This is a genomic window from Desulfosediminicola ganghwensis (genome assembly GCF_005116675.2).
Taxonomy (GTDB): domain Bacteria; phylum Desulfobacterota; class Desulfobulbia; order Desulfobulbales; family Desulfocapsaceae; genus Desulfopila; species Desulfopila ganghwensis.
Genome location: NZ_CP050699.1, coordinates 354,654 through 369,472, shown reverse-complemented (window position 1 = coordinate 369,472; position 14,819 = coordinate 354,654). Strand labels below are relative to the sequence as shown.

General features: G+C 45.5%; 12 protein-coding genes. 4 read left to right on the top strand and 8 right to left on the bottom strand.

Annotated elements, in window-relative coordinates; genetic code table 11:
• Positions 1 to 20 precede the first annotated feature (20 nt).
• A complete protein-coding gene (locus FCL45_RS01580) occupies positions 21 to 653 on the top strand; it encodes a hypothetical protein (RefSeq protein ID WP_136799540.1) in 633 nt (210 codons plus the stop codon).
• Between the two features lie 399 nt (positions 654 to 1,052).
• On the top strand, positions 1,053 to 1,619 hold the full coding sequence (locus FCL45_RS01575; protein ID WP_136799539.1) for a thioredoxin fold domain-containing protein: 567 nt from the start codon (positions 1,053 to 1,055) through the stop codon (positions 1,617 to 1,619).
• Between the two features lie 300 nt (positions 1,620 to 1,919).
• Here the strand turns inward: FCL45_RS01575 and FCL45_RS01570 are convergent, their stop codons facing one another.
• A complete protein-coding gene (locus FCL45_RS01570; protein WP_136799538.1) occupies positions 1,920 to 2,204 on the bottom strand; it encodes a hypothetical protein in 285 nt (94 codons plus the stop codon).
• A gap of 473 nt (positions 2,205 to 2,677) precedes the next feature.
• Here FCL45_RS01570 and FCL45_RS01565 point away from each other — a divergent pair, with 473 nt between their 5' ends.
• Positions 2,678 to 3,694 carry an Lcl C-terminal domain-containing protein gene (locus FCL45_RS01565; RefSeq protein ID WP_176359989.1) on the top strand — a complete coding sequence of 339 codons (1,017 nt, stop codon included), beginning with the start codon at positions 2,678 to 2,680 and terminating at the stop codon, positions 3,692 to 3,694.
• Positions 3,695 to 3,984: 290 nt separating this feature from the next.
• On the opposite strand, the gene FCL45_RS01560 is transcribed toward FCL45_RS01565, so the two are convergent.
• The 6 genes from FCL45_RS01560 to FCL45_RS01535 all read right to left on the bottom strand — a co-directional run bounded on the left by FCL45_RS01560 (position 3,985) and on the right by FCL45_RS01535 (position 11,462).
• Positions 3,985 to 4,242 (bottom strand): DUF504 domain-containing protein, encoded by a 258-nt coding sequence (locus tag FCL45_RS01560; protein ID WP_136799537.1) that lies wholly within the window; start codon positions 4,240 to 4,242, stop codon positions 3,985 to 3,987.
• Between the two features lie 654 nt (positions 4,243 to 4,896).
• Positions 4,897 to 6,063 (bottom strand): iron-containing alcohol dehydrogenase, encoded by a 1,167-nt coding sequence (locus FCL45_RS01555; protein WP_136799536.1) that lies wholly within the window; start codon positions 6,061 to 6,063, stop codon positions 4,897 to 4,899.
• Positions 6,064 to 6,122: 59 nt separating this feature from the next.
• Positions 6,123 to 7,400: a TRAP transporter large permease gene (locus FCL45_RS01550; RefSeq protein WP_136799535.1), complete on the bottom strand. Its 1,278-nt coding sequence runs from the start codon at positions 7,398 to 7,400 to the stop codon at positions 6,123 to 6,125.
• Between the two features lie 56 nt (positions 7,401 to 7,456).
• Positions 7,457 to 7,975 (bottom strand): TRAP transporter small permease, encoded by a 519-nt coding sequence (locus FCL45_RS01545; protein ID WP_136799534.1) that lies wholly within the window; start codon positions 7,973 to 7,975, stop codon positions 7,457 to 7,459.
• Between the two features lie 118 nt (positions 7,976 to 8,093).
• Entirely contained in the window at positions 8,094 to 9,314 is a 1,221-nt protein-coding gene (locus tag FCL45_RS01540; protein ID WP_136799533.1) for a TRAP transporter substrate-binding protein, read from the bottom strand.
• A 408-nt stretch (positions 9,315 to 9,722) separates the two neighbouring features.
• Positions 9,723 to 11,462 carry a sigma-54 interaction domain-containing protein gene (locus tag FCL45_RS01535; protein ID WP_136799532.1) on the bottom strand — a complete coding sequence of 580 codons (1,740 nt, stop codon included), beginning with the start codon at positions 11,460 to 11,462 and terminating at the stop codon, positions 9,723 to 9,725.
• Between the two features lie 521 nt (positions 11,463 to 11,983).
• Between FCL45_RS01535 and FCL45_RS01530 the strand changes: the two genes are divergently transcribed.
• The gene (locus FCL45_RS01530) at positions 11,984 to 12,649 is read left to right on the top strand and encodes a hypothetical protein (protein WP_136799531.1); all 666 of its coding nucleotides are present in this window, start codon (positions 11,984 to 11,986) and stop codon (positions 12,647 to 12,649) included.
• 350 nt (positions 12,650 to 12,999) lie between these two features.
• Here FCL45_RS01530 and FCL45_RS01525 read toward each other — a convergent pair whose 3' ends face one another.
• Positions 13,000 to 14,535, bottom strand: coding sequence for a sigma-54 interaction domain-containing protein (locus FCL45_RS01525; protein ID WP_136799530.1), 1,536 nt, complete (start codon positions 14,533 to 14,535; stop codon positions 13,000 to 13,002).
• Positions 14,536 to 14,819 lie beyond the last annotated feature (284 nt).

Below are 14,819 nucleotides of genomic sequence, written 5' to 3'. Positions count from 1 at the left end.
TTTAAGGAGTAACCTTCAGCGTGGGGGCGCGGCGGAATACGCTTGCCGGTGCAGAACTTCTTGGTGATTTCACCTACTACCCATCTTTCAGATTGGGGTATATCCTAACACAGAATCGAAAAAACCAACGCTTTTTTCATTGGTTGCTGGAAGGCATCTGCAGAAAAAGAGTCAGTCCGGTATGTTACCTCTTGTGCGTGTCAGGATCTGCGATCACCATTTTGAAGTGGAGCTGGAGCAGCTATCAGGCTACGGGGAAGTTTACAGAGAAAGAGAAGTTTTTGATGGTGGACTGGGTTTTAAAGCAATTTGCTCCACAAAAGGCCATCGCCAGACAACGTTATATAGAGTTCGTCCACGATGGCTGCCTCAATCCCTCATCACCATGGGAACATCTCCGGGCCCAGGTTGTCTATGGCAGCGAACCATTTCTGCATGGGTTGCGTTCGCATCTCCAGGGGCAAGCCCTGGCTGAGGAAATCCCCACAGTGCAAAGGCATGCAGGTCGGCTGCAACTCACTGAGTTGTTCAATGGTGCGGCCAGGGAAGGTAAAGCTCAAAAAGAAGCCGACATCATCAACAAGGCCCAACTGGAATTCGGTACACGCAGAAGCAGACAGCCACTCTCGTTGGCTTGCATTATTCGACGGTAAGCAAGATTGTATATGCAAACAGCGAAGAGTCACAATTCAAGGCCAGACCCTTTCTTGCCCTGAAACAAGCGCCCTGCTGTATGCTATGATTATAGTAGCAAGGACCAACAAGCTGGAGGATTATGCTGCCCTGCGAGACATCTTCGAGAGGCGATCCGTTCGCCTCGACGGTTGCTGATTGCGAGAAGTTGCTGTCGTGGAATGAAATATCATTCGAGGGAGGATTTCCAGTCTCCGGAGAGTGCTGGAGTTGGCACCTGGGTTGCTCCAAGTTCGTAAAGGAATGTTCAATAACAGGTGGGTGCTGTACACTGAAGTGGTGGAGAACTACGGGATGGGGAAAAGCACCGTTTCGGACGGAAGCTCCATGAGTTCAAAACAAAAAAGGTGAGGTGTCATATGGCTTCGATTGAATGGCAAACGGCCCTGGGGTATGCTGAAGACTCAGCATATTCGGCAAGAAAGCCGATTTTGTTTTATTATTTTGATCCTCAATGTATAGGCTGCCAACAAATGGATGCAGCCACGTATTCGTCGGATACGGTTATCAGGTTTGTTGAAAAGCACCTGATACCTCTACGAGTGGATATCGAAAAAAAATCATCATATGAACGCTACTCTGCTATCTGGACTCCGACACTGATTATTCTAGATTATAAGGGCCATGAGGCTCACCGCTCCATCGGCTTCCTCAATCCTGATCAATTTATAGCAGCCATGCATTTGGGCATAGCAAAGACTCACTTTTCTGTCGGGGAATACGACACTGCCAAGGTACATTTCGAAAAAATATTCAATCACTTTCCAAAGGAAAATGTAGTGCCGGAAGCAATATTTTTCAGCGGGGTAAGCCGTTATAAGCATAAGAATGATCCAGCTGAATTAAAAAAAGCCTACGAAAAATTGCTCCACCAATTTCCCGACAGCAGTTGGACCAACAAGGCCAGTCCTTTCAGGCTGCTCTGATTTTATGTGGCCGCCAGCGTCCGGGGCATAACGTTGGCGCCATTCGCGTGCAGGGGTAGGTCATGAATTTTGGTGCGGGCAGGGAAGGTAAGGCTCAAAGAGGTGCCGACATCATCAAGGCCCAACTGGAATTCGGTACACGCAGAAGCAGACAGCCACGCACTTTGGCTTGCATTATTAAACGGTAAGCAAGATTGTATCTGCGAACAGCGAAGATTCAAAACTCACGACCTGACCAGTCATTGAGGTGAGCAGCGTACTCCTTAATAATAGACCTGGCCTCTTCACCACAGGGCAATATCAATGCAAAAACATGTTGGAAATCTCATCAATGACATCTTGGTGAGTGCCATGTTTTTCTAGAATTTTTTTTGCATTTTCCGCGAACTGCAGACGTTTGACCTCAGCCTTGCTGTTAATCAGACCTTGTTGGACGTAATAATTAATAATTGTCTGATATTCAGTCTCCTCCAGGGCCGCCACTTCTTTCACATGCTCAAAGAATTCAATAGGCATTTTCAGCGTTACTGTGGTGGTTGGCCGATCTGCATACTCTGAAGCCATTTGACTTATTTTTTCATTCATAATGAAACCTTATTTCAGTTTGATGAGCAGTAAGGCCCAAGGTTCAACCAAATCATCCTATAATTATTTTAATATGCATTTATATGCTTGTGTAAATAGTCGTGAATGCTTGTCGTTGAAAACATGCTGGGGCAAAACAGGAGGGGGCACCCACCAAAAGGCACCCTGCCAAGAAATGATCGTATGTTCGTTCCCCAGCACAAGGGAGAGAACCTCCTTCCTCCATGGCACGGCTTAGAGTTGTCCTTACCCTATAAGATAATTATGTGTTCTTTCCACAAGCGGCCTGGAGAGATTGAATCCTTCTTTAGGCAGCCCAGGGACGAGGTATCGGCCAATGTTGGATAGTCAACGTGCGGATCAATATTGGCCATCTATTATCAGTTGTTCCTGTTTTATGGGTTGTTACCAAGCTCTTTCGAAATCAAGCAATATGAAACAATAAAAGGCACACCAAGGAGCAGTGAAGAGACATGATTTCCAGTCATATTCTGTCAACCGGTTTGAGACATTGCTACGATGAAAACGGTGAGGTGATTGAATGCCATGGTTCCGGTCAGGATGCTGAATTTTTACCTGGAATCAACTGGCCTGCTGAGCGTTTTGAAATGATTGATGAGCACCTTGTTTTGGACAGGGCAACGGATCTTATCTGGACAAGAAACTGCTGCATCTCTGAGTTTCCCGTAACCTGGCGGGAAGGACTGGAACTCGTGAGGCGGATGAATGAAAAAGAGCAATACAGCAGAAAAGACTGGCGGATGCCGAATCGACGAGAAATGAGAAGCCTAATTGATCACAGCTCGAAAAATCCAGCACTCACCAAAGGCCATCCTTTTCAGAATGTATTTCTAGGTTGGTTCTGGACATCGACGACAGCCGCTATTGCCCCGCGGTATGCCTGGTACGTTCATCTTGAAGGGGGCAGGATGTTTTATGGCAACAAGGATGGGTACTCCTGGCTATGGTCGGTCAGCGGCAACACAGATAGACTCCCCTCTACCGGAGCGAAAAATTGCTACGATGAACTGGGCTCTATCATACCCTGCGATGGGGGTGGACAGGATGGTTCGCTGGTTCTCGGCGCTCCCTGGCCTAACCCCCGCTTTGTGCAATCGGAATTTGGCATCCTGGATGTATTGACAGGTCTTATCTGGCACACAAAAGCCAATCTGGGCAAACAGGCAGCCTCCTGGAGTGAGGCACTTTCAACAATCAGCATCTATGCCAGAAAATCGAATCTGCCCTGGCGAATGCCGACCATCAATGAGCTGGAGAGTCTTGTCGATGCATCCACCCATTCCCCAGCTCTTCCCGGGGGACACCCGTTTTCTGATATTCAGCAAGCCTATTGGTCATCAACCACCAGTTCGTTTGAAACTGATTGGGCTTATGTTCTCTATATGGTTAAAGGAGCCGTCGGGGTGGGCTATAAGAAAAACAACGATTTTGCCCTTTGGCCAGTCATGTCTGCAAACAAAGATATATAGGAACTGCCTGGATTCCAATCTCCAAATGGCCCAGGAGGATGAGGTGGAAAACCTCTTCAAACCGCAAGAGAACTGCTGGCAGCTTTAAAAAGCTCATCGTGCCTCCTGCCTGATTGATGGCGAAGTCTATTTTCAAAGCTTTGCATGAAGCAATGCTGCAGGCAAGGCAATCGGTCATTTTTGTTGGTTGGGACTTGCACAGCGCAAAATCGGGGAATGAGGCTCCCGCGTTTTAACGGTCTCTTCTAATGGGTATCAGGCACTTATCAAGGAGCAACTTTGCTCAATCTTTAATCAATGGGCCGCTCCCAGATAAGTTCGTCATCCTTGTAAACTTGCCTGATTCGATGGAGAGGTATCATGTGCAATTCGGTTGAGTCATCTAACACGTCAAGAGAGAAGTGGTTGCTTGATTCGAAGCAGACCTGTTTTAGGGGAACAATTATGATCTTTCCTTCTATCCTGTCGTAATAACCAATCTTAAAGTCAGCTTTGGCATATTCGGTATCCCAGCGGATACGATCCAACAGTTTGTGAATTGGTATCATTGCCCTTCTCCTGCTTCTGTTTCACAATAATGGGGGCGGGCCTTGAATTGCAACTACACATTGTTAGAGGGATATTTTTTTGTTCACTGTTGAATGATGTAGCCCCACATGTTCGGTAATCTCTTTCAACGTATAGCCGAATTTAGGATGAGCCTTGACGAGCCCGCTATTTCTTTGGGGCCTTGTCTGTTCTGAGCGAAATCGGTAGCAACCGACTCAGCAGAGCTCTTCCAGTATATCCCTCGACTCTGGGGACTTCTTTTTGGGTAATATTCCCTTCAAGATACACTTGTAAACATTTTCCAAAAGAAACGCTGCCACACACAATCTGTGCCCTGAGTTGTTCCCATGGAGACGGTGGCTTGAGGCAACCATCCCCAAGGAACTCTCTATAGCGTTTTCTTGCATATAACGGGATCTCCCTTAAAACATAGTCCCAAAAACTTGATTTTACTGTCTGGTATCCTGTTTCTGCTCTCCTTGTACCGTATTAATCAACAACCGAGGGGCAGGTCTGGAATTGTCACTATTATCAGATAGCCCAAAACACGGCGCCCCTGCCTTACTACAGAATTCTCAGAAGATACTCAAATAGAAGTGGTCCCGCTTTTAGGACCACTTAGTAGAAATCAATATAGCCTTTTTCAGTATCGACTAGTTTGTCTCGAAAAATTTACGCAGGATATCCAAAATATCATTTTTGTCGGGATCGCGAGGGTTTGTCAATTGCATGCCAGAACTCAGTGTTTCATCAGCAAGACGTGACAATAACTCTTCAGTAATATCGTATGAACTGAAATCTGCCTTGATACCAAGATCATCCGTCAACCTTAAAACCGCATCAACCGCAGATTGGGCCATCTGCTCGGGTGTACTATCGCTCACGGCTCCTTCCAGCCCAGCAGCAATATCCGCAAATTTGTCAGGGCATGAACTAAGATTGAACTGCATTACATGCGGCATTAGCAGCGCGCATGCTACTCCATGGGGCAAGTGAAAATTGGCCCCGACGGGATGACCAATACCGTGTACAAGCCCCAGTCTTGCTACATTGAAGGCCATGGAACCCATCGAACTCGCTAGAAGCATGCCGGATGCTGCTTCGATGTCCGATGGGTCAGCAACAAAACGCCTCAAATATTTCCCAACCAGTTGAAAGTTTTGCCTGCAGTAAGCGTCAGTCATGAAGTTCGACCATTTTGATACATAGGCCTCCAGAGCATGGGAAAGGGCATCCATTCCGGAGGCAGCGGCAAGTTTCGGCGGTGTAGTCCGCAACAGTTCAGGATCAAGAATCGCCACCTTAGGTATCTGCATCGAACTCCTGAAAGAAAACTTGTATTTTCTCTCCGTATCCGAGATTACGGCACCAAAACTTAATTCGCTCCCGCTTCCAGCTGTGGTGGGCACAGCTACGGTGGGCAGAGGTGGATTCTTGAATTTTTCCGGCCCTTCGTAATCTGCCAGGTTACCAGGATTATTCGCCAGGCAACCGATACCCTTGGCCGTGTCCATTACACTACCACCACCGACACTAAGAAGAATATCGCTCCCTTTAGCCTTCACCACATCCAATCCTTCCTGGACCTTGTTTAACGTGGCTTCGTGTCCAACATCAGAGAAGACATTATATGACAGGCCTTGTTTTTTGAGAGATGAGAGGATTCCGTCAAGCAGGTTCGCCCCAGCCACGCCTGGATCTGTAACCACCAGAACGTTTCGACCTCTCAGGGAATGAATGATTTCACCAGCAGCCTTGGATTTACCTGCACCAAACATCATCTTGGTGGGAAAATACAGTTCAAAGTTTTGATTCACCATTAAAGCAATTCTCCGTGTCTAATTGTCTATTATAAGTCACATTTTGCTCTACATCTTGATCAATGTTCTAAAAAGATCAGGGAGAGATAAGGGACTTGCCATATAATCAAAAGACCTGTTACCAAGGCGATGATATATGGAATGGCTCTTACGGCAATACGAGTAAAGGAAACTCCGGTAACGCTACTTGCAACGAAGAGATTTAATCCAAGTGGGGGAGTCACAAATCCTATGGCGAGGGTAACTACCATAATCACACCAAAGTGGACTGGATGATACCCGAGGCTATTTGCAACTGGAACCAGAAGCGGGGTCAGGAGAAGAATGTTTGGAGTGGCCTCCATAACGCACCCTGCGATGAGGAGTATCAGCAGGACCAACCCCATCACAGCGGTCGGGTTTTCTGAAAATCCCAGAAGAAAACTCACTCCGGCTTGGGGGAGCCCGGTTACAGCCAGGAGTTCAGAAAAGATCATGGCCATTGCAATAATCGGTGCGATCATTCCATTTACACCGGAACTTTGAGCCATGATTGCGGGGAGCTGTTTTACTTTAATCTCTCTGGTGATAAAAAGTCCGGCCAAAAGGCAATAAGAAACTGAGATACCAGCCGCCTCCGTTGGAGTAAATAACCCCCCATATATACCGCCCAAGATGATTGCAATAGCACCGAAAGCCAGTTTGGCTTTCCAGGCCGCCCGGAGCGCTGTCCCGAGATCGAATGGGAAGGTACTACCATATCCACGACGCCAGCAAACTGTCAGGGCGGCAGTTGACATGGCAGTTACCAATATTAGACCTGGGAGGACGCCACCAAGGAATAAGTCACCAATCGAGGTACCAGCAGTAACACCATAGAGGATAAAAACGATGCTGGGGGGAGTTATTATCCCGATCGTACCGCAACAAGCTATTGTGCCGGCAGCGAAGTCCTCAGGGTAACCATCCTCTTTCAGTTCCGGGACCATTATTCTGCCCATGGCAGCAACGGTGGCAGAATTGGAGCCACTAATCGCTGCGAAACCTTCGGCGGCTACCATAGTGGTGACAGCTAAGCCCCCTCTCACCCAACCGACCAGAGACTTGGCAAGCACGACAAACATGTGCGAAATGCCGCCAGCCGACACTAAATCACCCGTCAGGATATAAAGGGGCATGGCAAGTAAGGGAAAGATATTGATCGAACTGAATGCAGTAAAACCAACATTTTCAATAGGAAAAGCCCCAGTCATGAGCGTCATTAAAATTGCTCCCCCACCAAGGCAAACCAGTATTTCAACACCTAGCAACAACAGCACGGCTGTAATCAGTAGACTAACTAATGCTAAGGTTTCCACGTAATTCTCCTCTCACAGTTAACACTTAAGGGTAAAGACACCGATAATCGTAACGATTAGAACACCTGTTCTTCCGCAAGCGGCAGGCCCATGCGAAACCGTCGCAGGGTATCCAAAAAGCGCTGGACAACCCGGATCGCGATTAGAATCCAACCTGCAGTAATTGAAGAGGTGGCGAGTGCCAGAGGGAGATCTATCCCAAACATTGTGTGGCCATACTGAATACTATTGGTGACTGGGATGAGCGAATAATAGGCAACCGTAACGGCTAAAATAAGAAAAGAGACATCGCTAAGTACAAATGCCCAGTATTTTTGTGTCCTGGTCATCCGGTGACGTAAAGCTTCTACTGAAAGGTGCTTGCGGCCTCGAACACCGCGGGCAGCAGCTAAGTATGTCATCCATATGAAGGCATAAATTGCTGTTTCCTCTCCCCAGGAACTACTGGCATTGAAGAAGTATCGGCGACAGACCTCCACAACAATTATTCCAGCCATGTATGAATAGAAGACAAAACAAAGCCAGTACTCGACATTCTCGTCGAGCCATTTAATTGATTTCCAAAGTATTCCCAAAACTAGACCTCCAAGCCCATGTGTAACACACGATTAAGCACCTGTTGCAGCTAGTTATAAATGAGTGAGGCGTATAATTATAAGTAGCTACCCCACTCACAATCCATGCGACTTCTTGTTACGATTTCCACCATCGTTGTCTTTCTACGTCACCTGCTTGTGCAACCTGTTGCACGATTTCAAATTCTGTTTTCCCGAATCTCTTCACCATCGGATCAAAACGATCTTTATTATTCTCGTAAGAAAGATAATCATACCAGGCAGTTCTTTCCGTAGCGGTTAAAATGACCTGCTTAGTTCCGGCTTTTTTCCAGATGGCGTCGGAGGGCGAATTCGGTCGAAGCCCCGCTTGCATGGCATGGAGCGGCTCGTAAATTCCTTCGATGAAGAGCTGGGTCTGATATGAAGCTTCTAACACAGCTTCTTGTAAGACGGCTGACAACTTTTTAAACCATCTGGTATTCACCCAAACTGTGTCGGCATTATACATAAATTCAGTATTTACTAGCTGGCCGACAACCTCGTGAATGCCTGCATCGGCTACGGAAGCGGGACCGACGTGGATGCCATCAATAGCCCCTTCTTTCATGGCTGTATATACTTCTCCCCAGGCAATTGGGGTTGGGCTGGATGGTAAGATGTCAAAAATTGCTTGCTCAAGCTTTGAGCCAGTCACACGAATCTTCATACCCTTGAGCTGTTCGGGAAAACGAATTTCATTGGAAAGCCCCATTTTCAACTCAAGCCATCGTGTTTGTGGGAAGGTGGCAAGGTTCATTACTCCTTGCTCCATGCTCTTTTTACGGAGTGAATCGTTAACTTCTTTGGAATAGAGAAGCTTCCAATAATTTTCTACGGGACCGATAGCATATGGAATGTCTGTAACATTCCAAACCGGGGCAAAAGCGGCCATATTCTGGGTGCTTGCAGTACAAGCCTGGAGGATGCCCTGTTGGACTTTCCTGGCTGCCTTGACCTGCCCGCCCAGTGCGCCGCCTTCGACTATCTTGACATAGATGGCGCCCTTGGAATGGTTTTCTATATTAGTCTTAAGTTTCCATGCCCCGATGTTCCACATGGTCGAAGTACACACCACTCCATCAGGCCAGCGATTACCAACCCCATCGACCGCTAAGATCATAGTGTGTTTGGCAACTGCAGCCTTCTTTGCTTCTTGCTCAGCCTGAATGGAGATTTGCTGCTTGAGTTCTTTTTCTCCTGCAGTAGCAGCTGTTGCTAATACCCCCCCCAGTGCGGCAGTTGTGCCATATATCGCACATAAGCGTAAAAAATCGCGTCGAGCCAGGTTGTTTACCATCTTTTGATCTCGTTTTTTCATGATGCTCTCCTTTACATGTTCCCAATAGGATCAATGGGGGGGAAAGATCAATCCCATCTAAGACGTAGTGGCTTCAAGTTGCCAACCAGTATTTTTGAGGATCAATAACAGCATTGAAAATACTGGTCGGTCAAAAGTTCCATCGAAGATGGTCATGACCATTTGACTAATCCTGCTCTCCGCTGCATAGGTGCACTATCTATGCCATTGGAATGGGCAATGCTAAGTGCCTGTAGTGGTGGCAAAATAGAGATTGATGGAAGGTGGTAGCTTCGAGATAAGCTGCAGTGATGCAGAATGTTAGAGGGGGTAAGGAGAGATTTCTGACAAAAAGCTCAGAATATTGCTGTCATAATCATTATTCTGCAATGTTGCAGATAACTGCAATGTTGCAGGTGCTTGAATTCTTTAAGGTTTCTCAAGGTTAAGCTTTGTCAGTTTCCTTGATAGGGTTGTGGGGTGAATTTGTAACATATCTGCAGCTTGTTGAAGAGATGCGCTCTCTTTGAGGACCTTCTTCAGGAGCTTTTTTTCATAACTCGTCAGAGCTTGCTTTAGGGGAGATATCTCTACAATCTCATTGGAATCAATTGTAGAATTTTTTCTAATTTCAGAGGGCAGGTCATCGGGGGTCAGGAGTTCTCCCTCACTGAAGACGGTCATCCGTTCAATAATATTAAACAATTCCCTGACATTGCCTGGAAAGTCATATTGTCTTAACAATTCAATTAAAATCGGGTGAAAGCGCTTTTTTCCCTCCATTTTACGATTGATTTTCTCAAGAAAATTTTCACACAAAGCCGGAACATCATCTCGTCGCTGCCGTAAAGGCGGGATAACTATTGGTACAACATTGAGCCTGTAATAAAGGTCTTCCCGGAAAAGACCTTTTTGAACTTGCTCAAAAAGATTTCGATTAGTGGCGGCTATAATCCTGACGTCGACTGTAGTCGTTCGGGTTGCCCCGACTGGTTTAAACTGTTTATCTTCAATAACTTCAAGCAGCTTAACTTGCATCTCAAGGGGAAGCTCAGCAATTTCGTCTAAGAAAACGGTTCCTTTGTGGGCTGCTCCAATAAGCCCCATCTTTCCTGTCGACGAAGCACCAGTAAATGCACCCTTTTCGTAGCCAAAGAGTTCACTTTCCATAAGATTGGGAGGGATTGCTCCACAGTTAATTTTAACAAAGGGTTGGTCCTTTCGCGGGCTCATTTTGTGTATCAACTTGGCCAGCATGCTTTTTCCAACTCCAGACTCTCCAGTCAAGAGAACCAGCACTTCAAACTTCGCTGCTTTAATAGACTTTCTTAAAATCTTGAGCATTGACATGCTGTTGGCAACCATAACCTGCAACGCATGCTCGGTATCCTGATATTCCTGAAGTGTATGGTAGTAATAGTCCGTCTTTTTACGAGTTTCCGCAAGCTGTCTCTTGAGCTCACTGAGTTCGGTAATATCACGAACGTTGACCACCACCTTAGAGATATTTTCGTCGTCATCCCATACTGGTGTCCCGGTAACGATCACCTCCCTCTTCTGATTGATTACCTGCAACAATGTAATTTGTTTTTTCTGTTTTAGGACTTCTAAGCTAACGGAAATGTCAACGATCTTATCTTTAACGAGCGACTTCGTATTCTTACCTATCAAATTCTCACGTCTAGTGCCGGTAATCTCTTCATAAGATCTGTTGACACTAAGGCAATTGGCACTCCCATCAGAGACAAACAGGCCATCGTAAGATGACTCAAAAATAACCTCTAATTCTTTGTGTAATTTCTGGTAATTAGAAAGTTGAGAAATAATAGCTTCGTGTTCTGATACATCCTGGAACACAGTTATGACACCGACAACGTTGTCTTCAACAACGATGGGAGTACGATTTGTTATAATAGTTGCTCTATCAAGGGTTATTTTTTTACCTATCTGGGGTTGTCCTGTCTTAAAAATAGCTTCAAGATCATCCCAAGCTTCAGGTCGAATATCCTTAATCTTTCGGCCTTCAAAATCAGCTTCACCGTCATTAAATATTCTTTTTGCTGACTTGTTGTAAATCAGAATTATTCCATCACGGTTTATGACTATGATTCCATTATGCGATGAATCTAAACTTAGAGATATGGATTTAATATCATTAGAAGAAAGCATAGCAACCACAATGTATTGAGGTGAAGTCAAATGATTTTTGAGTCCATCCGACAAAAACAAATGTCGAAAATTGACCTGAAATCATAAAGATTTATTGGTGCCGGCAACCAACTTTTACCATATTTGAAATCATGTTGTAATGAAATGATGACTATACCAGGCTTTCATCCCTGCCGGCATTGAATATCTCACTGATATATACATGTCGGCATGAACGAAGAGACTGGGCAACCTTTAAGGTAAATAATGACAATTCCAGAAATAGGTGTCCCTTCTTGGGACCCAATTTTGGGCCCGCCAAGACCAATAATCGGCTGTATCGTTAATATTTTGCCAAACCAGATAGTATCGCAGTATAGAAATTTCTTAGATATAGCACAGTGAAATCAGTCTAACTCTGATCCAGAAAGAAATGGCACCATTATTGCTTGTACACAGGCAGGTGATGGACCCTATGCTCTGAGGTTACTGGAGCTTTGAACCTGGTTAGGTTATTGCTTGAAGATACGGAGATATCATAAATGGATCAGACAAAAATTATTTCCCTTAATGAGTGTACCAGTAGTCAGGCACGACTCTTCAAAACAACAAAAATCATGAGTTCACGTCTTCCCATGGGCAGGATAGATTTGCTGATAATCGACACGTTAGGGTCACTCACCACTGACACCAGGGATGTTGTTGAATCTATGAAGGCTCATGCAGAAAATACCAATATCAGGCGAATTTATATCAGGGATTTAAGTAAAGGTGCAGGGGGGAATAGTTCAGGTGTCGGGTATGCCGATTTTGTTTCGGCTAGAGTTGTGCAAAAAACAGATCGTTTAAAGACCTATAACGCGAGCATTGCAGTATCCGATCCGAGGATAGGGGCAACGCCCATCTATTATGAAACTGACGTTGAAGTCCTGAAGGCTTGTTTCAAAACAATCGATGAGGTACCAGTCCGCGATATCAAGTTGGTATATGTAAAAGATGCGAAATATTATAATGAAATTGTAGTCTCTCCATCGTTATTGAAAGATATGAAAAATTACCCGGTGCCTTCCCCGGTAGACAGCAGGGAAAATATTAAATTTGATGAAATCGGCAATATTATCAGCCTGTTTCAGTGCAACAAGGGGGGAAGTTCAATGATGACCTCGGTGAAGTCATTTTTATCGGAATTTTTCGCTTTCGGATACTAGCCTGCTTTTTTCTTGTTGTTTCCATGCCGCTAACGGTCGCCTGACTGCGGCAGAACTGCCTGGGCATCGTGAGTTGATAATGACCAGGCTGCATGAGAGTGCCTGACTCAAGAAGTGACTCTGTGGCCAGCCGGGGAACAGCCAGTCTTCGCCGTTGGACGTCCTCCTTGGGATCGGCAATGCGACTTCGGCAAGACAGCCTGTGGTGAGAGCGTCTGGCGATAATTTTCCGGGTACTGAACAGCCTGGCATGTGATACCGAACCATGAGAGAAATGTTCTATCTGTCACATGGGGGCGTGCTCAGGCAGGACGGGATTTATTTTCTGGAACGTATGGCTAATGAGAACGCTAAGCATAATTTCCCGGGCGGAGTCCGTATTTTTTAATACGGTATTGCAGGGTAGATTTTGGAACACCCAGAATCTTTGCAGCTCCATTGGGACCACCAACCATGCCTTTGCTTTCTATAAGAGCCTGTTCAATAGCAAATTGCTCTGACTTAACCATCGATCCATTATTTCCTTTATATAGAGGGGTACGCTGACCAACAGTGCCCACGAGGTTTTGGATATCGTGTAGGGGTAACACCTCTCCCGGTTTTAGTATGACAAAACGTTTTACGAGGTTTTTAAGTTCCCTGACGTTTCCAGGCCATTGGTATTCTGACAGGAAATCGATAACTCTAGGTGTGTATTTTGGCGCTGGCCTGTTAAGGGACAATGACTCAGCCTCATTCAATTTTTCTATCAAATAGGGTATATCCTCCCGCCGTTCGCGAAGGGGCGGAATATGGATTTGAAGAATATTCAGGCGATAATAAAGATCTTGTCGAAATTTTCTCTGTTCGATGGCTTCTGACAGATCTCGATTGGTAGCGGCAATCAGTCTAAAATCAGTCTTGATCACCCTGTTGTCGCCCACACGTTCAATCTGGTGTTCTTGCAGTACTTGTAGGAGTTTTGCTTGAAGGTCTATCGGGAGCTCAGCAATTTCATCCAGGAAAATTATCCCCTTATCGGCCATCTCAAATCGCCCTACTCGAGGAGTGTCCGCACCAGTGAACGCACCTTTCACATGGCCGAAAAGTTCACTCTCAAAAAGTGACGAGGTAAGGGCCGGACAATTTACCTTGACAAAGAGACGATCCCTTCGGTGACTTATTGAATGGATATAGCGGGCAACGTAGTCTTTTCCTGTTCCAGTCTCGCCGGTTATCAACAAGGGTGCATCGATTTCAGCAACGCTTCGAGCCAGCTGCATGAGATCACTCATGGCCGGTGATGTATACAGGAAGTTTGCAGGTTGATAATCGTCTGCATTGTTTATCAGAAAATGCTTTTCTCTTTCAAGGTTCTGTTTCTCCTCAACCAATTCAGAGATTGTAACCATATTGCCTACGGCAATTGCCACTTGATTAGCAACCTCGGTGAGGATATCAGCAAGCTCAGAAAAGTCTCTCGGAACTTTCTTAAACGACATATGTAGTGTTCCAAGAATTCGATTACGCACAATCAGGGGAAATGCCATCGTTGATACGAGGCCGGCATTGACCATCGCAAGAATTGACTGTTGGTCGGTGTAACGAGATAGTTCTTTGATGGTTATCCTCTGTTTGGACTGAATCACCATTCTTGCAACTGCACCGCTGGCGAGCGGACGAACATTTCTTTCGAAACCTTTAGGCTGAACGCCATCAGCCAACGTTAAATAAGTGAGTGAATCAGCTTCGTTATCATAAATGAAAATGGATAATCGATCGTAGTGAAAATGTTTTCTCAGCTCGGTTGAGAGTGATCCGAAAAAATCATCAATGGAATAGTTGGTGATTACCGCATTGTTGACTTCCAAGAGAATCTTATGACGTGTTGCTAAGTCCCAGCGCATTTTTTCTGATTTTTTATGTTTTGCCTATATTTCAATAGGTTGACCCATTCGCCTGATCGAAGAGTCTACGTAAAAGGTAATCTCCATTACCTTTAGGCTATGATCGCCATCTTCTTCTACTACTTTAGAATAATTACGCAAGCCCAAAAGTGGGCCCGGGCCCAGTTTTGAGGCTGAAAGTTTCGGCCCGGATTGGGTTCTGGTTTCGTCTAGCCTTTCAATAATCCGTAATAACAAGGTGTTGGATGTTTTAGTGTTCGTTGGCATAGAGGTTGCTTTATCTG